Genomic DNA, 21,484 nt, shown 5'->3' with positions numbered 1-21,484 from the left:
CACCGCTCCTACCTTCACCGAGCAGCCATCCCGGCCACAACGACGTGCGCCCGTAGGAGGTCGTGCCCGTGCGCCCCCACCGCCGTACCACTCGACGCTCGGCCCTCGTCACCCTCACCCTCACCCTCGCCGCCACCACCCTGACCGCCTGCGGCGGTGGCTCGGGCAGCGACCCGGACACGGTGAAGGTCTCCTTCAAACAGTCCACGGACAACTCCATCAAGGTGATGGACACCTACCTCGCGGACATCAAGAAGCAGTTCGAGAAGGCCAACCCCGGCAAGAAGGTCGAGTTCGTCCCGATCAAGGCCCCGGACTCGGAGTACTACACCAAGCTCCAGCAGATGCTCCGCTCCCCCAGGACCGCCCCGGACCTGGTCTACGAGGACACCTTCCTCATCAACTCCGACATCACCAGCGGCTACCTCAAGCCCCTCGACCCGTATCTCGCCAAGTGGCCGGACTGGAACCGGTTCGTCGACACGGCGAAGGACGCCGCCAGGGGCCAGGACGGCAAGACGTACGGCGTCCCGGACGGCACGGACACGCGCGGCCTGTGGTTCAGCAGGGACATCTTCGCCAAGGCCGGCCTGCCCGCCGACTGGCAGCCGAAGACCTGGGACGACGTCCTCGACGCGGCCCGCGCGATCAAGGAGAAGGTGCCCGGCGTCATCCCGCTGAACGTCTACACCGGCAAGCCCGTCGGCGAGGCCGCCACCATGCAGACCTTCGAGATGCTGCTCTACGGCACGGGCGACGCCGGCGGCGATCCGCTCTACGACCGCGCGTCGAAGAAGTGGCGCACCGCCGGGCAGGGCTTCGAGGACGCCCTCGCGTTCGTCGAGACGGTCTACAAGGAGAAGCTCGGCCCCGACGTGGCCGACGCCCTCGACCCCAACGTCATGACCCGGGTGCGCGGCGAGTGGCTCCCGCAGGGCAAGCTCGGCATCGCCCTGGACGGCTCCTGGCTGCCGCAGGACTGGCTGGCGGGCAGCGGCCACGAGTGGCCGGAGTGGTCGAAGGAGCTGGGGCTCGCGGCCATGCCGACGCAGCGCGGCCAGGCGCCCGGCAAGGTGAGCATGTCCGGCGGCTGGACCTGGTCGATCCCGGACAAGGCAGGCAACCCGGACCTGGCCTTCGAGTTCCTCAAGACCATGCAGAGCAAGACCAACGCCCAGAAGTGGTACATCGCCAACTCCGGCATCGCGGTCCGTGAGGACGTCGCGAACGACCCGGCGTACGTCAGGGCCCAGCCCGGCATCAAGTTCTTCACGGACCTCGTCGCCAGCACGCACTACCGGCCCGCCTTCCCGGCGTACCCGAAGGTCTCCACCGCCATCCAGGAGGCGATGGAGGGCGTGACGACGGGCGACATGTCGGTGGCGGACGCCGCGAGCGGCTACGACGACGCACTCAAGGACGCCACGGACAACCAGGTGGTCCAGAAGTGACCACCGCCGCACCACAGGCGACGGGCCCGGGGGCGGCGAAGGCCACCTCGGGCCCGCCCACTTCACGGCCCGCCGCACCCCCGAATCTCCGCCGCTGCCTCACCCGCGCCCTCCCCGTCTCCCCCGCCCTGATCCTCCTGCTCCTCTTCCTCGCCGGCCCGATCGCCTACTGCGTCTACATCGCCTTCACCGACCTCCAGCTCACCGGCCAGGCCGAGGCGTCGTTCGTCGGATTCGAGAACTTCCGTACGGCGTTCCGGGACGAGGCGTTCCTCAACGCCGTATGGCTGACCCTGGTGTTCACCGTGCTGTCGTCGCTGGTCGGGCAGAACACCCTGGGCCTGGCCCTGGCATCGCTGATGCAGCGCGCGTCGAAGCCGGTGCGCACGCTCACCGGCGGGATCGTGGTCACGGCCTGGGTGCTGCCGGAGGTGGTGGCGGGGTTTCTGCTGTACGCCTTCTTCCGCCGCGAGGGCACCCTGAACGCCATCCTGGACTGGCTCCATCTGCCCTCCCAGAACTGGCTGTTCACCCTCCCGATCCTCGCGGTGTCGTTCGCGAACGTCTGGCGGGGCACGGCCTTCTCGATGCTGGTCTACTCGGCCGCCCTGAACGAGATCCCTAGGGAGATCACGGAGGCCGCCGAGGTCGACGGCGCGGGCGGCTGGCGCCGTATGTGGCACATCACGCTGCCGATGATCCGCCGCTCCATCGGCACCAACCTGATGCTGAACACCCTCCAGACGCTGTCCGTCTTCGGGCTCATCTGGGTGATGACCAGGGGCGGTCCGGGCGGCAGGAGCCAGACGCTGCCGCTGTTCATGTACGAACAGGCCTTCCAGAACAGCCTGATCGGCTACGGCACCGCGGTGGCCCTGCTGCTGCTCCTGGTCGGCGCCCTGTTCTCGGTCGTGTATCTGCGCCTGCTGCGGACGGAGGTCTGACCCGCCATGGCCCTCGCCTTCGCCTCCCGCCGTACGTCCCGCCGGCTGGCCGCCGACGCGGGCCTGCTGGTGGTCGCCGCCGCGTTCGCTCTCCCGCTGGCCTGGGTGGTGCTGTCCGCCCTCGATCCGGGCGCGGACCTCCGGGTGAAGGCCCCCGACGGCCTCACCCTGGACCACTTCGACGCGATCCTGACGCAGGACGTCACCTTCACTCCGCTGCTGAACAGCCTGATCCTGTGCGGCGGCGCGACGGCGCTGACGGTGGTGTGCGCGGCGCTCGCGGCGTACCCGCTCTCCCGCTTCCGCTCCCGCCTCAACCGCCCGTTCCTGCTGACGATCCTGTTCGCGACGAGCCTGCCGATCACGGCGATCATGGTGCCCGTGTACGCACTGTTCGTGCAGGTCGACCTGATCGACACCATGCAGGGCACGATCTTCTTCTTCACCGCCTCCCAACTGCCCTTCGCCATCTGGCTGATGAAGAACTTCATGGACGGGGTGCCGAAGGAGCTGGAGGAGGCGGCGTGGACGGACGGCGCGTCCGCGTTGCAGTCGCTGCTGCGGATCGTGCTGCCACTGATGGGGCCGGGGGTGGCCGTGGTGACCGTGTTCTCCTTCGTCATGATGTGGGGCAACTTCTTCGTGCCGTTCATGCTGCTGCTCACCCCGGAGCAGATGCCCGCCTCGGTCAGCATCAACGAGTTCTTCGGCAACCGGGGCATGGTGGCCTACGGCCAGCTGGCGGCGTTCTCGATCGTCTACTCGACGCCGGTGATCGTGCTGTACGTCCTCGTCGCCCGGCGGCTGGGCGGAGGCTTCGCGCTGGGCGGCGCGGTCAAGGGGTGACACCGCCCGTCTCGCCGTCCGGCAGGACGCCCGCCCGGAACGGCTCCACCCCCACGACCCGGCGCACCCGCAGCGGTTCGATCAGCAGCATCACGCGCCGCTCGCCGGGCAGCATCCACGGGTAGCGGTCCTCGCCGATGTACTTGCGGGTCAGCCGGTCCATGGCCCGCTCCGCCTCCTCGCCCTCCACGAACCGCGCGACCCGGCCCCGGATCTCGGCGCGATCGTAGGGGTTGTCCGGATCGTGATGGGACAGGGAGACGAACGGATTGCGCCGCAGGTTCTCCTCCTTCACCCGCCCGATCGACGTGTTGACCATGACGAACTCGTCTTCGATGTCCACCCACATGGGCGAAACCTGCGGCGCACCGTCCGGGCCGACCGTCGCCAGGTGCCAGAAGTTCGGGGCGAGCAGACGCTCGCGAATATGCCCGTTGAGCTTGCCGTTCATCGTTGCCACCGCCTTCCGGAGCCACCGAACGCAGGCCCCGGCGCCATCCTCGCCACCGTGCCCGCCCCACCGGAAGACGATCTCCAGCCAGCGGGTTACCCGCCCGCACCCGTAGCTTCCTACAATCCGTGGTCCTGGCCGAACAGACCGTAGTCAGCGCACCGCGACGCCCCTACGTTGTGAGCCGTGCGCCGACCGCCTGCTCCACAGAACCAGCCCCTTCCCCCACCTCTGTCTTTCAACGCCCCCGCCGCCCGCCGCCTGCGGACCGCCCTCGGCATGGGACCCGAGCACGTCGCCCACGACATGCGGGTCTCGTACGGGCTGCCTTACGTCACCCCGGACCTGGTGACCGCCTGGGAACGCGCGACCACCTCCCCCTCCAACGCCGAACTCACCGCTCTCGCAGGCGTGTTGTGGTGCTCGCCCGGTGAACTCCTGGGCCGCCCGCGGACCCTGCGCGAGCACCGCGTCACGCGCGGCCTCGCCCCCGAGGACGTCGCCCGCCACATCGGGCTCGAACTCCACGCGTATCTGCGGATGGAGGAGACCGGCACCTGGCGCGGCACGGACCGGCAGTCCGCCGCGCTCGCCGAGCTGCTCGGCCTCTCCCTGCCCGACGTGGTCACCGTCACGGGGCGGGAGGCGAAGCTCGCCGACCTGCTGCGCGGCGCGGTGACCACGCGCTGGCAGGCATACCTCCGACCGGTGGCGAAGCTGGCGCCCCTGGAGCGGCGCGTACTGGAACACGCCCTCCAGCAACTGCACCAGGACTACCAGGGCCAGATGGTCACCACCCTGACCTGGGGCGGCGGCACCGCCGACGCCAGCGCCGCCGGCCGGGACTTCCTCGACCGGATCGTCGAACACTTCTGGATGACGGTCGAGAGCCGACCGTGAAGACCGGTGGAGTGCCGTCCCTAGAAGACCGACTCCGCCTCGTCCATGCGGTCCTTCGGCACCGTCTTCAGCTCGGTGACCGCCTCCGCCAGCGGCACCATCACGATGTCGGTGCCGCGCAGGGCGGTCATCCCGCCGAACCCGCCCCGGTGCGCGGCCTCCACCGCGTGCCAGCCGAAGCGGGTGGCGAGGACACGGTCGTACGCGGTGGGCGATCCGCCGCGCTGGACGTGGCCGAGAATGACCGGCTTGGCCTCCTTGCCGAGCCGCCGCTCCAGCTCGTGCGCCAGGGCGGTGCCGATGCCCTGGAAGCGCTCGTGGCCGTACTTGTCGATCTCGCCCTTGCCGTAGTCCATGCTGCCCTCGGCGGGGTGGGCGCCCTCGGCGACGCAGACGACCGCGAACTTCTTGCCGCGGGAGAAGCGCTCCTCGACCATCTTGACCAGGTCGGCGGGGTCGAAGGGCCGCTCGGGCAGGCAGATGCCGTGCGCGCCGGCCGCCATGCCGGACTCCAGGGCGATCCAGCCCGCGTGCCGGCCCATGACCTCGACGACCATCACGCGCTGGTGGGACTCGGCGGTGGTCTTCAGCCGGTCCATGGCCTCGGTCGCGACGCCGACCGCCGTGTCGAAGCCGAAGGTGCGGTCGGTGGAGGAGATGTCGTTGTCGATCGTCTTCGGCACGCCTACCACGGGCAGACCCGCGTCGGAGAGCATCCGGGCCGCGGTCAGCGTGCCCTCGCCGCCGATCGGGATCAGCGCGTCGATGCCGAACTCGTGGATCATGTCGGAGGCGTTCTCGCAGGCCTCGCGCAGGCGGTCGCGCTCCAGGCGGGAGGAGCCGAGGATGGTGCCACCGCGGGCCAGGATGCCGCTCACATCGTTCAGGTCGAGGCTGCGGTAGCGGCCGTCCAGCAGGCCCGCGTACCCGTCCTCGAAGCCGATGACCTCGTCGTTGTAGTGGTCGACCGCGCGGTGCACGACCGACCGGATCACTGCGTTCAGGCCGGGGCAGTCGCCGCCTGCGGTGAGTACTCCGATACGCATCGTGCTGTGTCTCCTGCTCGCTGTGGATGCCGGTGAGCCTCTGCCCGATTGTTTCATGCCCCGCATCCCGGTGCCGCCGCCCACCAAGACGGGCGCCTTATCGATCCGCGGAGGTACTGTCAAGAGGGTCAGCTCACCTCGGTGGGCGATTTTTCTGACCCCCTTAGACGAATGTGATCCCCCGGAGCAGGAACGGAGAGCACGCGTGACCCGCAGCGTGTACGTGACCGGTATCGACCGCGGCGACGGCCGCCAGGTCGTCGAGCTGGGGGTCATGGAGCTCCTGACCCGGCAGATCGACCGGGTGGGCGTCTTCCGCCCCCTTGTCCACCACGCTCCCGACCGCCTGTTCGAGCTGCTGCGCGCCCGCTACCGGCTGTCCCAGGATCCGGCCACCGTGTACGGCATGGACTACCACGAGGCGTCCGCCCTCCAGGCCGAGTTCGGCACCGACGAGCTGGTGTCCACCCTGGTCGACCGCTTCCACCTGGTCGCCCGTGACTACGACGTCGTCCTCGTCCTCGGCACCGACTTCGCCGACACCCAGCTCCCCGACGAGCTGTCCCTCAACGCCCGGCTGGCGAACGAGTTCGGCGCCTCCGTGATCCCCGTCGTGGGCGGCCGCAAGCACACCACCGAGTCGGTGCTCGCCGAGACCCGCAACGCCTTCCGCGCCTACGACACCCTGGGCTGCGACGTCCTCGCCATGGTGACCAACCGGGTCGCCCGCGAGGACCGGGACGAGATCGCCGGGCAGCTCGCCGGCCGGCTCCCCGTCCCCTGCTACGTCCTGCCCGACGAGCCGGCCCTGTCCGCCCCGACGGTCTTCCAGATCGCCCACACCCTGGGCGCCGAGGTGGTCATCGGCGACGACTCCGGCATGGCCCGGGACGTGCTCGGCTTCGTCTTCGGCGGCGCCATGCTGCCGAACTTCCTGCCCGCCCTGACCCCCGGCTGCCTGGTCGTCACCCCGGGCGACCGCGCCGACCTGGTCGTCGGCACCCTCGCCGCGCACAGCGCCGGCACCCCGCCGATCGCCGGCGTGCTGCTCACCCTCGGCGAGGTGCCCGGCGACGACGTCCTCACCCTCGCCGCCCGCCTCGCACCCGGCACCCCCGTGCTCTCGGTGTCCGGCACCAGCTTCCCGACCGCGGAGCAGCTGTTCTCCCTGGAGGGCAAGCTGAACGCGGCCACCCCGCGCAAGGCGGAGACCGCGCTCGGCCTGTTCGAGCGGTACGCCGACACCGGCGCGCTCGCCGGCCGCGTCTCGGCGCCCAGCAGCGACCGCGTGACGCCCATGATGTTCGAGCACAAGCTCCTGGAGCAGGCCCGCTCGGACCGGCGCAGGGTCGTTCTGCCCGAGGGCACCGAGGAGCGCGTCCTGCACGCCGCCGAGGTGCTGCTGCGCCGCGGCGTCTGCGACCTCACCCTGCTCGGCCCGGTCGACCAGATCCGCAAGAAGGCCGCCGACCTCGGCATCGACCTCGGCGACTCCCAGCTGATCGACCCGTCCGCCGCCGAGCTGCGGGACTCCTTCGCCGAGCTGTACGCGGGGTTGCGCGCCCACAAGGGCGTCACGGTGGAGCTGGCGTACGACGTCGTCTCCGACGTGAACTACTTCGGCACGCTGATGGTGCAGGAGGGCCTGGCCGACGGCATGGTGTCGGGCACGGTGCACTCCACGGCGGCCACGATCCGCCCCGGCTTCGAGATCATCAAGACGAAGCCGGGCGCCTCGATCGTCTCCTCGGTGTTCTTCATGTGCCTGGCCGACAAGGTCCTGGTCTACGGCGACTGCGCGGTCAACCCCGACCCGAACGCCGAGCAGCTCGCCGACATCGCGGTCCAGTCGGCGGCCACCGCCGCCCAGTTCGGGGTGGAGCCGCGGATCGCAATGCTGTCGTACTCGACCGGCACGTCCGGCTTCGGCGCCGACGTCGACAAGGTGCGCGAGGCGACCGAGCTGGTGCGCGCGCGGCGGCCCGACCTGAGGATCGAGGGGCCCATCCAGTACGACGCCGCCGTGGAGCCGTCGGTCGCGGCGACCAAGCTGCCGGAGTCCGAGGTCGCCGGGCAGGCGACGGTGCTGATCTTCCCGGACCTCAACACAGGTAACAACACCTACAAGGCCGTGCAGCGCTCGGCCGGCGCGATCGCCGTCGGACCGGTGCTGCAGGGTCTGCGCAAGCCGGTCAACGACCTGTCCCGGGGCGCCCTCGTCCAGGACATCGTCAACACCGTCGCCATCACGGCGATCCAGGCACAGTCCCCGATCGAGAAGGCTTCCCAGCAGTGACCGCCCACCCGTCACCCACCACCGCCCTGTCCGACGAGCTTCGCTCGGCCCCCTTCGCTTCGCGCGTCCTCGTCATCAACTCCGGCTCCTCGTCCGTGAAGTACCAGCTGCTCGACATGCGCGACAGCAGCCGCCTGGCCGTGGGCCTCGTCGAGCGGATCGGCGAGGAGAGCTCCCGGCTCAAGCACACCCCCGCCGGTGCGGACACCCGGGAGTGGACCGGGGCGATACCCGACCACGAGGCCGCGCTGAAGGCCGTGTCCGCCGAACTGGCCAAGGACGGACTGGGGCTGGACTCGCCCGAGCTGGCCGCGATCGGCCACCGCGTGGTGCACGGCGGGAAGCACTTCACCGAGCCGACCGTCGTCGACGTCGACGTGCTCGCCGAGATCGAGCGGCTGATACCGGTGGCCCCGCTGCACAACCCGGCCAACCTCACCGGCATCCGCACGGCCCAGGCGCTGCGCCCCGACCTGCCCCAGGTCGCCGTCTTCGACACCGCCTTCCACACCACGATGCCGGAGCCGGCCGCCCGCTACGCGATCGACGTGCGGACCGCCGACGAGCACCGGATCCGGCGCTACGGCTTCCACGGCACCTCGCACGCGTACGTCTCCAGGGAGACCGCGCGGCTGCTCGGCAAGGCGCCGGAAGAGGTGAACGTGATCGTGCTGCACCTCGGCAACGGCGCCTCGGCGTCGGCCGTCGAGGGCGGCCGGTGCGTGGACACCTCCATGGGGCTGACGCCTTTGGAGGGACTCGTGATGGGTACGCGCTCCGGAGACATGGATCCGGCCGTCATCTTCCATTTGATGCGCGTTGGTGGAATGTCCGCCGACGAGATCGACACTCTTCTCAACAAGAAGAGCGGCCTGATCGGTCTGTGCGGCGACAACGACATGAGGGAGATCCGCCGCCGCGTCGACGCGGGCGACGAGCAGGCGCAGCTGGCCTTCGACATCTACATTCACCGCCTGAAGAAGTACATCGGCGCCTATTACGCCGTCCTCGGCCGGGTGGACGCGGTCGCCTTCACCGCCGGGGTCGGCGAGAACGCGGCACCGGTGCGGGAGGCCGCCGTGGCGGGCCTGGAGGGACTGGGCCTGGCCGTCGACGGCGAGCTGAACGCCGTACGGAGCGACGAGCCGCGGCTGGTCTCCCCCGCCTCCGCGCGGGTCGCGGTCGCCGTGGTGCCGACGGACGAGGAATTGGAGATCGCCACCCAGACGTACGCACTGGTCGGAAAGAACAGCTGAGCGCCGACTTCCTCATTTGTCATTTCCGCCAGCCGGAATATTCGGTAGCGAAACAAACCGATAGGATCGCTCCATGCGCCGTTCGAAAATTGTCTGTACTCTCGGCCCCGCGGTCGACTCCCACGAGCAGCTTGTCGCGCTGATCGAAGCCGGCATGAACGTGGCCCGCTTCAACTTCAGCCACGGCACGCACGCCGAGCACCAGGGCCGGTACGACCGGGTCCGGGCCGCCGCCAAGGAGACCGGCCGGCCCATCGGGGTCCTCGCCGACCTGCAGGGCCCGAAGATCCGTCTGGAGACCTTCGCCGAGGGCCCGGTGGAGCTGGTGCGCGGTGACGAGTTCACCGTCACCACCGAGGACGTCCCGGGCGACAAGACGATCTGCGGGACGACCTACAAGGGCCTGCCGGGCGACGTCGCCAAGGGCGACCAGGTACTCATCAACGACGGCAACGTCGAGCTGAAGGTCACCGAGGTCGACGGCCCGCGCGTGAGGACGATCGTCATCGAGGGCGGCGTCATCTCCGACCACAAGGGCATCAACCTGCCCGGCGCGGCCGTCAACGTCCCGGCGCTGTCCGAGAAGGACGTCGAGGACCTGCGCTTCGCCCTCCGCATGGGCTGCGACCTGGTCGCGCTGTCCTTCGTCCGGGGCGCCAAGGACGTCGAGGACGTGCACCGCGTCATGGACGAGGAGGGCCGCCGCGTCCCGGTCATCGCCAAGGTGGAGAAGCCGCAGGCGGTGGAGAACATGGAGGACGTCGTGATGGCGTTCGACGGCGTGATGGTCGCGCGCGGCGACCTGGCCGTCGAGTACCCGCTCGAGAAGGTCCCCATGGTGCAGAAGCGCCTGATCGAGCTGTGCCGGCGCAACGCCAAGCCGGTGATCGTGGCGACCCAGATGATGGAGTCCATGATCACCAACTCGCGCCCGACCCGCGCCGAGGCCTCCGACGTGGCCAACGCGATCCTGGACGGCGCGGACGCGGTCATGCTGTCCGCCGAGTCGAGCGTCGGCGCGTTCCCGATCGAGACCGTCAAGACGATGTCGAAGATCGTCCAGGCGGCCGAGCAGGAACTGCTGTCGAAGGGGCTCCAGCCGCTCGTGCCCGGCAAGAAGCCGCGCACGCAGGGCGGTTCGGTCGCCCGCGCGGCCTGCGAGATCGCCGACTTCCTCGGCGGCAAGGGCCTGGTGGCCTTCACGCAGTCCGGCGACACCGCCCGCCGCCTGTGCCGCTACCGCGCCGCCCAGCCGATCGTCGCGTTCACCACGGACGAGTCCACCCGCAACCAGATGACGCTCAGTTGGGGCGTGGACCCGTACGTCGTGCCGTTCGTCAACAGCACCGACGAGATGGTCGACCTGGTCGAGCAGGAGATGATCAAGATGGACCAGTTCCACGAGGGCGACATCGTGATCATCACCGCCGGCTCCCCGCCCGGCGTCCCCGGCACCACCAACATGGTCCGCATCCACCACCTGGGCGAGGGCCGCGGCTGACGCCGCAGAAACAGCTCTACGACAGCGAGGGCGCCCTCCCGCCGGTAAGTAGGGGTCGCCCTCGCTTTTCGGTCTCTTCCTCGGCGAGGCCCCAAGGCGACGGCGGCCGTGGAGGCCCGACGGCGACACCAGCCGTCCCTCACAGCGGACTGTGCCCCCGCCGGGTCGGAACCCGGCGGGGGCACAGTCCTTCGCGGCTCCCGGAGAGGCTTGCGGCGGGCCTGTACGGCCGGCCGGTCAGGTCACGTACTGCTGCATCCCGGGAACGGTCAGCGTGCCGCCGAACTGGCCGGCCTGGGTGACCTTCACGTTGGTGAAGTAGATGAACGGGATGTTCAGCGGCGGCGGGTGCTCCGGGTCGAAGGTGACCGGGATGAGCCCGAGCAGGTTGCCCGAGATGCTCTCCGTGTACATCACCGTCTTGCCGTCCCGGATCGTGGATGTCGAGCCCTTGGCCGCCTGCACGTGGTAGGTCTTGCCGGACCTCTTGTCCTTGACGAGCTGGTGCAGGTCGCCGATGTCGGTGCCGTCGGAGATGACGTACTTGAGCACCTTCTTGGTGGAGCCGTTGGCCGTCTTCACCTCGACGACGCCCTGGTAGTCGGCGCCCTTCAGGGTCAGCGAGCTGGCCTGCAGGTACCACGGGTCGTCGGGCACGAGGATCTTGTTGTCGATCCCGCCCTTGTCGTCCGTGGCGGCCGGGCAGTCCTCCGGGTCGGCGGGCGAGCCCGACGGGCTCGGCGAGGCGGCGGCGTCGCCGTCCTTGCCGGCCGCGCCCTCCGCCGCCTTCTCGGCGGTGTCCTTCGCGGCGCCGGTGGCCTTCTCGGCCGTGTCCTTCACCGTGCCGGTGGCCTTCTCGGCGGTGTCCTTGACGGTGCCGGAGGCGTCCTTGGCGGCGTCCTCGGGCTTCTCGGGCGAGGAAGACGTCGACGGCGTCGGCGTCGGCGTCGGCGTCGGGGTCTGCGCCGACTTGCCGCCGGTGAAGATCCCGCCGAGCGCGTCGCCGATGTCCTCCAGCAGGTTGCCCCCGCTCTCGGACGGGGACGGGGACGGCGTGGACTTGTCCCCGGCGTGCCCGGCGTCCGAGCCGGACTGGGGCGCCGACGGCTCCGGCGCGGGCTCGGCCTTGTCGCCCTTGTCGTCGGCACCCGAAGCCGACGTGCCCTTGTCCTTGCCGGCGGCCGCGTCGTCGCTCGCCGAGGGAGAAGGCGCGGGCGTGGCGTCCTTGCCCTTCTCGGCGTCCAGGGCCGCCACACAGTCCTTGTACTCGTCGGCCGTCAGGCTGTTCGACGGCGGCGTCGTCGACGTGTTGCTGTCGGCGAGGGCGAGCGTCGGCGTGAACCCCATGCCCATGAGGACCGCCGTGGGCATCGCCGCCATGGCTATCGCCTTGCCGGCCGGCATCTGGAACCGGGTGAACAGCGGCTTCCTGGGGGCCGCGTGACGCGGCCCCGTTCTCACCCGTGCCGGGGCCGCAGGGTTCTGGTCGCGGGCCTCGTCAGCCGACACGGTACCCCCCGTTGCGCTCCTCTGCCCGGATGCCGCCCGCCGGTCCGCCGTCGCCAGGCCCGTACGGATAGTGCGGCTCACCCGGTTCACCCGCGGTGCCCTCCGGAGCGGATCCGGGGGCGCCCTCTCCCGTCGGCCCCCGGTCGGCCTCCTTCTGCCCGGCGTCCGAGGACGCCGCGTCGCCCGGCGCCCAGGAGACGGCGAGCGCGCCGCCGACCATCGCCAGCAGGAATCCGATGATGAAGCCGCCGATGTTGGAGACCACCAGGGACACCAGGGCGAGGATGATCGCCGCGATACCGGCGAAGATGCGCGTCGCCTGCTGATACCACATGGTCAGGCCCAGCGTGATCAGGAGAACCCCGATGATGAGGGAGCCGGCCCCCGCGGTGGTCGCCATGGTGAGCGACATGGTGCCCAGCTTGAACGTGGCGTAGGGGAAGTAGGCGATCGGCACCCCGCCGAGGATGGTGAACAGTCCTGCCCAGAACGGCCGGTTGCCCCGCCAGGCGCGGAATCGCCGACGCAACCGGGTGAAGGTCCCGGCGCTCTGGACCGGAGTCTCGGCACTCATGGAAAACAGCTCCCTCGGTCCGGTGAAAGTACGTACCGGCTCGGCCGTAGGCGTGGAGAAGCCGGAAGATCTGAGTCTGTGTAGGTGCCCGGTACACGGCCGGGCCGGGCCCTCGGGGCGGAGAAGCGACAGCTTCCCCGCCCCTGGGGGAGCTCAGCCGCCCCGGGGTGCCCGTGTGACGGAGGCCGTCAGTAGCACTCCATGTTCTTGTCCATGCCGAGACGCATCGACAGGCCGCTGAGCTTGAACGTACCGGCCGTGGTCGCCCACGCCGTCTGCTTGACGCCGTAGAGGTCGGCCGACTCCGCCTGCTGGGCGAAGCCACCCGGCAGCACGGACTTGTCCTTGACCTCGGGACCACGCGTCTTGTCCTGGACCGCAACGCCGATGTCGATGTTCTTGAACTCGGCATCGGCGTCGAGCTGAGCGACGTCGATGTAGAGGTTGTGAGCCTCGACCGGCTTGCTGTTGCCCGCCTCAAGACGGAGGTAGACCGTCTTGCCTATGAGGGGGATCGGCGTGGCCACGGACTGACACATGTTCTTGATCGTCGCGTCGGTGAACGACGAGATCGCGACCGGGACCCGCTTCTTGTCCTTGCCCTCGGGCGAGGTGTAGACGTTGTCGAGACCGCCGTACTGGGCGAACCCGTCACCGTGCAGGTGACTGGCCGTCACCTTGAACTGCTGGCCGGACACGCTGAACGACGCGGCCAGCGCACCCTGCGCGAGTCCGACACCCACACATGCCGCGGCGGCGACGCTGGGCACCATCACCACAGCGAACCGCTTCCATCTGGTCCCGCCACGCACCTGGGACTCCATTTTTCCTCCTTCTCGGACGTACATCGCCTGCCCTGTGTCGGGCCCCCAGTCGGCGGCTCGGCCGGGCAGGGATGGGAGAAGTGCTACGTCCTCGGAAAGGAGAGCGCCCGCGCTCGGTGGCGCTGGAACGCGCCCGAATCACTGGCGATCACCCCCGAGCGACAACCACTGGTCGCGCCTGACACGCATCACGCACAACCTTGCTGGACAGGCTTCGCCGAGAGGCGAAGACCCCCCTGTCCAAGAGCCGGCGCCACTGCCGCCGGCTCTGCCCGGTGGGGACCCAGGAAGTCCCGTCGCCCCAACCGGCTGCCGGGGTACGGGAATGGACCGAGCGTGGCCGATCGTGGTCCATTCTCGCCGTCGGCACAAGGGGGTTCGTTACTCACTAGTAACGGCCGGATGACCGAACAACGACCCCGCGGTCCCACTCGGCCACAGAGGGTGTCGTCCATCCTGTGGGCAAACCCGTTGATCGCTGGACAGAACCCGACAGATCAACGTCAGCGACTTACTCGCAGTAACAGCGGCCGCGATTACCAAGTTTTGGTAAAGCGCGGCCGCAGTGACACTCTGTCGGCAATTTTTTCACTCGGGCATCACATGCCCCAGTGTTTAGCAACTGGTCAGCACCCGGGTGTGCGCCCCACTCAGAACAGGGCGCGCGCCAGGGCCCGGCGGGCCGCGATCACCCGCGGATCCTCGGCGCCGACCACCTCGAACAGCTCCAGCAGGCGCATCCGCACGGTGTCCCGGTCGTCACCGGCCGTGCGCCCCACGGTCTCGATGAGCCGGCCGAACGCGTCCTCGACATGGCCGCCGACGAGATCCAGATCCGCCGCGGCGATCTGCGCCTGCGGGTCACCGGGCCGGTCGGCCGCGTCCTTGCGCACCTGCTGCGGGTCGACGCCCTGCACCCGCTGGAGCAACTCGGCCTGGGCGAGCCCGAGTTTGGCCTCCGAGTTGCCCGGGTCCTCGTTCAGCACGTTCTTGTACGCCTGGACGGCCCCGGCCAGATCTCCCGAGTCCAGCGCCTGTACGGCAGCCTCCAGCACGGCGTCGTACGGCCCCGCCGGCCGGCTGGGCGCCTCCTCGGACGCGTCGCCCGGCTCGGCGTCCGGGGCGACGGTCAGGCCGGTCAGCCCGAAGCGCTGCTCGGCGACGGTCACCAACTGGTCGAGGGTCTGCCGGATCTGCGCCTCACCGGCGGCACCCTGGAACAGCGGCAGCGCCTGGCCCGCGACGACGGCGAACACCGCCGGGATCCCCTGGATCCCGAACTGCTGCATCAGCATCTGGTTGGCGTCGACGTCGATCTTGGCGAGCACGAACCGCCCGTTGTACTCGACGGCGAGACGTTCGAGGACCGGGCTCAGCTGTTTGCAGGGCTCGCACCACTCGGCCCAGAAGTCGATGACGACGGGCACCTCGGTGGACCGCTGCAGGACGTCGCTCTCGAACCCCGCCTCGTCGACGTCGATGACGAGATCGGCGGGCGATACGGCCCCTCCCCCGCCCTGCCGGGCGGCCTGGGCCCGCGCCTGCTCCGCCTTCTCCTTGGCCTCCTGGGCCGCCTTCACCGCGGAGAGGTCGACGACTCCGCTCATGGACATGTTCCGTGGCTGCATGCGTCTATCCTCCCCCGTTCTGCGCGCACATGTGAAAAGCGGCGTGAAGGCCGGTCCGCCGGTGTGTTGTTCGGCGCCGGGTCCCCACCGGCGCCAGGTGGTCGTCGCACCAACTTTCGCTACGCCCCGTAGCGTAATACCCGGCAGCACTCGCGGAACACCACCCCCCGGTGATCTCCCTCACGGCCACACAACACCCACCGGTCTATGGTCATGGCATGCAGAGCCGCACCCCAGCGAGCCGCGCGCCCGCCAGCCGCACCGGCCGGCCGCGCAGCACCGCCGCGGACGCCGCGATCCTGTCCGCGACGCGGGCGGCGCTGGTCGAACTGGGCTGGTCGAAGCTCACCCTGGGAGACGTGGCGACGCGGGCGGGGGTGGCGAAGACGACCCTCTACCGCCGCTGGGCGGGCAAGAACGAACTGGTCGTCGACGCGGTCGCGGAACTCTTCGACGAACTCGAACTCCCCGACCGCGGCAGCCTGGCCGCGGACATCGAGGGCGTGGTGCTCCAGTTCGCATCGATCCTCACCCGCCCCGAGGCGAAGAGCGGGCTGATGGCGGTGGTCGCGGAGTCGACACGGGACGACGCGTTGCGGGAACACATCCGCACGTCGATCGTCGACCGCCAGAAACGTCTGGTGTTCGAGGGCCGGGCACGTGCGCAGAAACGCGGCGAGCTGCCGCCGGAGGACGACCCCGCGGCGGCCGCCCGCACCGCGGACCTCATCTTCGACGTGGTGGCGGGCGCAGTGGTGCACCGTACGCTGGTGAGCGCGGAACCCGCCGACGCCGAGTGGATCGGCCGCCTCACCACGCTGCTGGTCGGCGGGGTGACGGCGGTGGTCTCCTCCCTCACTCATGAAGATCCGCAACCTCTTCGACGATGAGCAGCCACGACACGCCACAACCGAGGGTGCCGTAGCCTTCCGACTGGACCGCCAGTACACGGACATACTCGGGCGTCAGCCGCGTCGACCACACCCGAAGCGCAGGCAGTACCAGGCTCCCTCTACCTCGCCGCCGCCCCCGACGGAACCCTCCGCCAGCGAGAGCGACGCCCCGCACAAGGTCATCGTGACCACGCCCGCCCGCCTGGGCCATCTGATACGAGCCGCGAAAGCAGACCGCTCCCCCCAGCCACCGCCCGCAGCAGGTCATGCGGGTAGCGGCTCGGCATCTTGATGCCCGTACGGGCGGTGAAGAGCGGCCCGCCACGCGTGCTGTCACGGGGCGGACGCCTGCGCGGAAGGTAGGCGCTGACGGCCTCACCGAGCAGCGCCGGCAGGGGGACCATGCGGTGCCCTCCCCCCGGGTCGGACAGCCGCAGTGTGTCGGCGCCACGACCGACCTCCCGCTCGGTGCTGAGGTCGTCGAGGCAGATGGCCAGCACCGCGCCGGAGCGCAGCCCGAGGCCGAGTTGCAGGTAGCCGCAGGCGCGGTCCTGGCGAGGGTGGCGCGACTCGGCCGGACCCCGCTCGTCGAACGCGGCGAGGAGCACGGCGATCTGCCAGGGATCGAGGCCCGCCGGCGTCAACTGGGCCGGATTCGTGAGACGGGAACGGCGGGCCGCCGGGTTGTACACGACGGCGTCCCCCCGGAGGGCTTACGCGTAGAAGGAACGGACGGCGGAGACGCGCCGGGCCGTCGCGCTGTGGGGCGCCCCGGGCCGATGGGCCCACAGGGCGATGTGCTGAGCGGCGACCCGGTCCCAGGGCAGCTCGGCCTCACGGCAGTGCCGGAGCCCGACGTGTTCCCGGTAGTTCTCGCGCGTACGCGGGGGATACACGGTCGCGTCCAGCCACGGCTCCAGCAGTTCGTACGGATCCCAGCCCACGGTGCCCTCCTCCGCGGCCCATCCTGGCACGCGGATCCGGCACCGGAGCCGGGGTTGTTCAGAAACCGGCCGGCTCCGTGTACTCCCCCCACTCGTCCCGCAGCACCCCGCAGATCTCCCCCAGCGTCGCCTCCACCCGCACCGCCTCCAGCATCGGCTCGATCAGATTGGCATCGGACCGCGCCGCCTCAACCATCGCATCCAGCGCGGAGCGCACGGCCGAGTCATTGCGCCCACTCCTCCGCGCCCCCAGCACCCGCACCTGCTCCCGCTCCACCTCATGACTGACCCGCAGAATCTCCAGATCCCCGGACACGGACCCGGTGTGCGCGTTCACCCCGACGACCTTCTTGTCGCCCTTCTCCAGCGCCTGCTGATACCGGAACGCCGACTCCGCGATCTCCCCGGTGAACCACCCGTCCTCGATCCCGCGCAGAATCCCCGACGTCACCGGCCCGATCGGATGCCGCCCGTCCGGATGCGCCCGCAGTCCCCGCTCCTTGATCCGCTCGAAGATCTTCTCCGCCTCCGCCTCGATCCGGTCCGTCAACTGCTCCACGAACCACGAACCCCCCAGCGGATCGGCCACATTGGCGACCCCGGTCTCCTCCATGAGCACCTGCTGCGTCCGCAACGCGATCTCCGCCGCCTGCTCACTCGGCAACGCCAGCGTCTCGTCGAGCGCGTTCGTGTGCAGCGAGTTCGTCCCGCCCAGCACCGCCGCCAGCGCCTCCACAGCCGTCCGCACCACGTTGTTGTACGGCTGCTGCGCCGTCAGCGAGACCCCCGCGGTCTGCGTGTGGAACCGCAGCCACTGCGCCTTCTCGGTCTTCGCCCCGTACACGTCCCGCATCCACCGCGCCCAGATCCGCCGCGCCGCCCGGAACTTGGCGATCTCCTCGAAGAAATCGACATGCGCGTCGAAGAAGAAGGACAGCCCGGGCGCGAACATGTCGACGTCCAGCCCGCGCGACAGGCCCAGCTCCACGTACCCGAACCCGTCCGCCAGCGTGTACGCCAGCTCCTGCGCGGCCGTCGAGCCCGCCTCGCGGATGTGGTAGCCGGAGACCGACAGCGGCTTGTACGCGGGGATGCGCGACGCGCAGTACTCCATCAGATCGCCGATCAACCGCAGATGCGGCTCGGGCTGGAAGAGCCACTCCTTCTGGGCGATGTACTCCTTGAAGATGTCCGTCTGCAGCGTGCCGTTCAGCACGGACGGATCCACGCCCTGCCGCTCGGCGGCGACGAGGTACATGCAGAACAGCGGAACGGCCGGCCCGCTGATGGTCATGGAGGTGGTGACGTCCCCGAGCGGGATGTCCCGGAACAGCACGTCCATGTCCGCCGCCGAGTCGATCGCCACACCACAGTGCCCGACCTCGCCCAGCGACCGCGCATCGTCGGAGTCGCGCCCCATCAGCGTCGGCATGTCGAAGGCCACGGACAGCCCGCCCCCGCCGTTGCGGAGGATCATCCTGTAGCGCTCGTTGGTCTGCTCGGCGTTCCCGAACCCGGCGAACTGCCGGATGGTCCACGTACGCCCCCGGTAGCCGGTCGGATACAGGCCGCGGGTGAACGGATACTCCCCCGGCCAGCCGATCCGCTCGAAGCCCTCGTACCTGTCGCCGGGCCTGGGCCCGTACACCGGCTCCACGGGATCCCCGGAGAGCGTCGTGAAGTCCGCCTCCCGCGTGCGAGCGGCGTCGTACCGGGCCTGCCAGCGACGGCGGCCCTCCTCGATGGCGTCAGCGTCCATACCCTCGAATTTACTTGGACGTCCTAGTAAATGTCGATGGCTGACCGCCGCACGTTCGTCCGTACGGCGGTAAGGGCTACGCCTTGGCGGTCGCGGGCGCCTGCTCCGCGAGCTTCGCCTCCAGCTCGTGGCTGACCTTGCGCTCCACGAAGAAGGCGGCCGTCGGGATCGTCCCGGCCAGCAGCACCCACAGCTGCTTGGCGACCGGCCACTTCGCCTTGGAGCCCAGGTCGAAGGCGAAGATCAGGTACACGACGTACAGCCAGCCGTGCGCGATGCCGACGACACGTGTGAAGCCGTCCGCGCCGTTGAGGTCAAGCACGTACTTGGCGATCACGCCGAGGGTCAGCAGGACCAGCAGGACGCCGGTGACGTAGGCCATGACGCGGTAGCGGGTCAGCACGCTCTTCTTCATGCCGTCGAGCGTAACCGCCCGTTCCGGGCGATCTCGGCCGGGGTCACTCCGCCTCGAAGTCCTGCGCCGCGATCCGCAGCGGGCGCAGCATCGCGAAGATCTCCAGGCACTCGTCGGCGTCGTACACGCCGAGCCCGAAGTCCATCGCCATCAGGTCGCGGGTGGCGGCCTCGACCACCTCGCGGCCCTTGTCGGTGATGGTGGCGAGCGTGCCGCGGCCGTCGTTGGGGTTGGGGCGCTTGGCCACCAGGCCGGACTTCACCAGGCGGTCCACGGTGTTCGTCACCGACGTCGGGTGCACCATCAGCCGCTCGCCGATCTTGGACATCGGCAACTCGCCGGACTTGGAGAAGGTGAGCAGCACCAGCGCCTCGTACCGCGCGAACGTCAGTCCGTACGGCTTGACCACCGCGTCGACCTCCGCGAGCAGGATCTGGTGCGCGCGCATGATCGAGGTGATGGCGGCCATGGACGGCACGCTTCCCCAGCGCTGCTTCCACAGTTCGTCGGCGCGGGCGATGGGGTCGAAGGAGAGACCGAGGGGCTTGGACACGAACCAGACCTTACCGGCCGGTCACATGCTGGTCAGCCCCCGTCTCGCCGTTCGGTTTTCCTGGCCGGCAGCCATGGCCATGACTTCGAAGGCGGCTGTCCACCGGTCGTCGTGCAGGCAGGCGTTCATCGGCTCGACCAGGGTGGCGTGATCGGGATCGGTGCGCCACTGCCTGACGGCTTCGAGACTTTCCCACTCGCTGGTGAGCAACCACTGGCCGGGATCATCAAGGGAACGGCACAGTTGTTCACCGACGTGGCCGGGGAATCGCACGGCGCGTTCGAGCACGCCCTGATAGGCCGCCACGAAATCCGCTTCCCTTCCTTCCCGCACGCGGAGCATGCGGATGACTCGCACACGTGCGCCGGTCATGACGGGTCGAGGGTGACCGGAAGTTCTGCCAGCCCGCGGAAGGCGGGGAACGGTACGGTCAGCCAGCGTGCGTCTTCCGGCCCTCCGGCAAGAGTCATGCGGGGGTACCGTCCGAAGAGCGAAGTGAGCGCGATCTGCATCTCCAGCCGGGCCAGCGGCGCGCCGATGCAGTAGTGCGGGCCGAGGCCGAACGCGAGGTGAGCCGCCTGGACGTTGGGGCGCTCGACGTCCAGCCGGTCCGGATCCTCGAATGCCTCGGGGTCCCGGTTGGCTCCGGTGATCGAGATCTGGACGAGCGCACCCTTCGGGATGATCGTGTCGCGGATCACGACGTCCTCTTTCGCGTGGCGGAACGTCGAATTCTCCACGGAGCTCTCGAACCGGAAGATCTCTTCGATGGCCGCGGCTGTCGCGCCCGCGTCCCGGAATGCCAGTCGGCGCTGGTCTTCGTGGACGAGCAGATGGTAGACGGCATTTCCGATCTGGTACGCCGTCGACTTGTGGCCCGCGAACAGCAGCACCCACGCCGTCGAGACGAGTTCGTGGTCGGTGAGCGCGCCGTCCTCGTCCTGTGCCGTGACGAGTGCGCTGAGCAGGGCCCCGTCCGGCTCCTGGCGCTTCCGTGCGATCAGGTCCACCAGATAGTCGCGCAGGTTTCCCTCGGCCAGCTCCAGTTTCTTCCTCGCCTCCGGACCGAAGCCGGTCCTGGCGACGGTGGCGGACCACTCCTGAGCCTGCCTGCGTTCGTTTTCCGGGACGCCCAGAAGCTCACAGATCACATGGAGCGGCAGCGGGAAACAGAACTCCGGAAGCAGGTCCACGGACCCCGACGCCGAGCACCGGTCCAGCAGGTCGTCGGTGATCTGCTGAACGCGCGGACGCAGCGATTCCACCCTTTTCGGGGTGAAGACATTGCCGACGATCCGCCGGAGCCTGGTGTGCTTCGGCGGGTCCGAGAAGAGCATGTTGTCGTCCAGTGCGATCGACGAGTCACCGAAGATGCGGTGGTAGGCGTCGATGGCGCCGTACATGTCCTTGCTCAGCCGCGGGTCGGCCAGGGCGGCGCGAGCGTCGTCGTACCGGGTGATGAGGTACGTCTCGACCCCGTGGGGCGGCGACAGCGGACATACGGGTGCGGTCTCCCGGAGCGTGGCGTAGACGGGGTGCGGGTTGGCCCGGAATTCCCGGCTGCATGCCGAGGCCGCGGCCGCGGCCTCCTGGGCTGACAGTTCCTCGGATTCCTCGGATGCGAACGCTTGCGTCATGACTGGTCCCGGAGGGTTGAGGTGGGTTCCGTCGATCAGAGCCACCGTTTCCCGGGC

At 69.6% G+C, this 21,484-nt stretch carries 21 protein-coding genes; 8 read left to right on the top strand and 13 right to left on the bottom strand.

The genetic code is table 11. The features are described from left to right. Positions 1–62: 62 nt before the first annotated feature. From H8R17_RS21880 to H8R17_RS21870, 3 genes are read left to right on the top strand one after another with little or no spacing between them, the layout of a single operon-like run. A complete protein-coding gene (locus H8R17_RS21880) occupies positions 63–1,451 on the top strand; it encodes an extracellular solute-binding protein (protein WP_187824909.1) in 1,389 nt (462 codons plus the stop codon). Then, positions 1,448–2,395, top strand: coding sequence for a carbohydrate ABC transporter permease (locus H8R17_RS21875; protein WP_187824908.1), 948 nt, complete (start codon positions 1,448–1,450; stop codon positions 2,393–2,395). Before H8R17_RS21880 ends, H8R17_RS21875 begins: the two co-directional genes overlap by 4 nt. A gap of 6 nt (positions 2,396–2,401) precedes the next feature. Then, positions 2,402–3,241, top strand: a complete 840-nt coding sequence (locus H8R17_RS21870; RefSeq protein ID WP_187824907.1) for a carbohydrate ABC transporter permease — start codon at positions 2,402–2,404, stop codon at positions 3,239–3,241. Here H8R17_RS21870 and H8R17_RS21865 read toward each other — a convergent pair. Next, complete coding sequence (locus H8R17_RS21865) at positions 3,231–3,692, bottom strand: PPOX class F420-dependent oxidoreductase (RefSeq protein WP_187824906.1); 462 nt, start codon at positions 3,690–3,692, stop codon at positions 3,231–3,233. The genes H8R17_RS21870 and H8R17_RS21865 overlap by 11 nt on opposite strands. A gap of 279 nt (positions 3,693–3,971) precedes the next feature. Here H8R17_RS21865 and H8R17_RS21860 point away from each other — a divergent pair, with 279 nt between their 5' ends. Continuing rightward, positions 3,972–4,592 (top strand): helix-turn-helix transcriptional regulator, encoded by a 621-nt coding sequence (locus H8R17_RS21860; RefSeq protein ID WP_262505408.1) that lies wholly within the window; start codon positions 3,972–3,974, stop codon positions 4,590–4,592. 20 nt (positions 4,593–4,612) lie between these two features. Here the strand turns inward: H8R17_RS21860 and H8R17_RS21855 are convergent, their stop codons facing one another. After that, complete coding sequence (locus H8R17_RS21855) at positions 4,613–5,638, bottom strand: ATP-dependent 6-phosphofructokinase (RefSeq protein ID WP_187824904.1); 1,026 nt, start codon at positions 5,636–5,638, stop codon at positions 4,613–4,615. A 205-nt stretch (positions 5,639–5,843) separates the two neighbouring features. Here H8R17_RS21855 and pta point away from each other — a divergent pair, with 205 nt between their 5' ends. From pta to pyk, 3 genes are all read left to right on the top strand, one after another. Continuing rightward, positions 5,844–7,934, top strand: a complete 2,091-nt coding sequence (gene pta, locus H8R17_RS21850) for a phosphate acetyltransferase (RefSeq protein WP_187824903.1) — start codon at positions 5,844–5,846, stop codon at positions 7,932–7,934. A 26-nt stretch (positions 7,935–7,960) separates the two neighbouring features. Continuing rightward, the gene (locus H8R17_RS21845; protein ID WP_187824924.1) at positions 7,961–9,190 is read left to right on the top strand and encodes an acetate kinase; all 1,230 of its coding nucleotides are present in this window, start codon (positions 7,961–7,963) and stop codon (positions 9,188–9,190) included. Between the two features lie 73 nt (positions 9,191–9,263). Then, entirely contained in the window at positions 9,264–10,691 is a 1,428-nt protein-coding gene (gene pyk / locus H8R17_RS21840) for a pyruvate kinase (RefSeq protein ID WP_187824902.1), read from the top strand. 237 nt (positions 10,692–10,928) lie between these two features. On the opposite strand, the gene H8R17_RS21835 is transcribed toward pyk, so the two are convergent. From H8R17_RS21835 to H8R17_RS21820, 4 genes are all read right to left on the bottom strand, one after another. Continuing rightward, entirely contained in the window at positions 10,929–12,200 is a 1,272-nt protein-coding gene (locus H8R17_RS21835) for a hypothetical protein (RefSeq protein WP_399477072.1), read from the bottom strand. After that, complete coding sequence (locus tag H8R17_RS21830) at positions 12,190–12,774, bottom strand: DUF6114 domain-containing protein (RefSeq protein ID WP_187824901.1); 585 nt, start codon at positions 12,772–12,774, stop codon at positions 12,190–12,192. Before H8R17_RS21830 ends, H8R17_RS21835 begins: the two co-directional genes overlap by 11 nt. A gap of 188 nt (positions 12,775–12,962) precedes the next feature. Next, entirely contained in the window at positions 12,963–13,598 is a 636-nt protein-coding gene (locus tag H8R17_RS21825; protein ID WP_187824900.1) for a DUF6230 family protein, read from the bottom strand. Positions 13,599–14,248: 650 nt separating this feature from the next. Further along, positions 14,249–15,226 (bottom strand): tetratricopeptide repeat protein, encoded by a 978-nt coding sequence (locus H8R17_RS21820; RefSeq protein WP_187824899.1) that lies wholly within the window; start codon positions 15,224–15,226, stop codon positions 14,249–14,251. 218 nt (positions 15,227–15,444) lie between these two features. On the opposite strand from H8R17_RS21820, the gene H8R17_RS21815 reads away from it, so the two are divergent. Continuing rightward, positions 15,445–16,116 carry a TetR/AcrR family transcriptional regulator gene (locus H8R17_RS21815; protein WP_187824898.1) on the top strand — a complete coding sequence of 224 codons (672 nt, stop codon included), beginning with the start codon at positions 15,445–15,447 and terminating at the stop codon, positions 16,114–16,116. 182 nt (positions 16,117–16,298) lie between these two features. On the opposite strand, the gene H8R17_RS21810 is transcribed toward H8R17_RS21815, so the two are convergent. The 7 genes from H8R17_RS21810 to H8R17_RS21780 form a co-directional block, all read right to left on the bottom strand. Beyond that, on the bottom strand, positions 16,299–16,811 hold the full coding sequence (locus H8R17_RS21810) for a hypothetical protein (RefSeq protein ID WP_187824897.1): 513 nt from the start codon (positions 16,809–16,811) through the stop codon (positions 16,299–16,301). A gap of 21 nt (positions 16,812–16,832) precedes the next feature. After that, the gene (locus H8R17_RS21805) at positions 16,833–17,063 is read right to left on the bottom strand and encodes a site-specific integrase (protein ID WP_187824896.1); all 231 of its coding nucleotides are present in this window, start codon (positions 17,061–17,063) and stop codon (positions 16,833–16,835) included. Between the two features lie 58 nt (positions 17,064–17,121). Then, the gene (locus tag H8R17_RS21800) at positions 17,122–18,822 is read right to left on the bottom strand and encodes a methylmalonyl-CoA mutase (protein WP_187824895.1); all 1,701 of its coding nucleotides are present in this window, start codon (positions 18,820–18,822) and stop codon (positions 17,122–17,124) included. Between the two features lie 76 nt (positions 18,823–18,898). Continuing rightward, complete coding sequence (locus tag H8R17_RS21795; protein WP_187824894.1) at positions 18,899–19,237, bottom strand: DUF3817 domain-containing protein; 339 nt, start codon at positions 19,235–19,237, stop codon at positions 18,899–18,901. Between the two features lie 43 nt (positions 19,238–19,280). Then, positions 19,281–19,790, bottom strand: coding sequence for a MarR family winged helix-turn-helix transcriptional regulator (locus H8R17_RS21790; protein ID WP_187824893.1), 510 nt, complete (start codon positions 19,788–19,790; stop codon positions 19,281–19,283). A gap of 21 nt (positions 19,791–19,811) precedes the next feature. After that, the gene (locus H8R17_RS21785; protein ID WP_187824892.1) at positions 19,812–20,162 is read right to left on the bottom strand and encodes an antibiotic biosynthesis monooxygenase; all 351 of its coding nucleotides are present in this window, start codon (positions 20,160–20,162) and stop codon (positions 19,812–19,814) included. Beyond that, the gene (locus H8R17_RS21780; RefSeq protein WP_187824891.1) at positions 20,159–21,427 is read right to left on the bottom strand and encodes a cytochrome P450; all 1,269 of its coding nucleotides are present in this window, start codon (positions 21,425–21,427) and stop codon (positions 20,159–20,161) included. Before H8R17_RS21780 ends, H8R17_RS21785 begins: the two co-directional genes overlap by 4 nt. Positions 21,428–21,484 lie beyond the last annotated feature (57 nt).

It is taken from the genome of Streptomyces sp. TRM68367 (genome assembly GCF_014495685.1).
Lineage (GTDB): Bacteria > Actinomycetota > Actinomycetes > Streptomycetales > Streptomycetaceae > Streptomyces.
The sequence above is the reverse complement of the archived record's forward strand: the minus strand, read 5'-3'. Positions and strand labels throughout refer to the sequence as shown.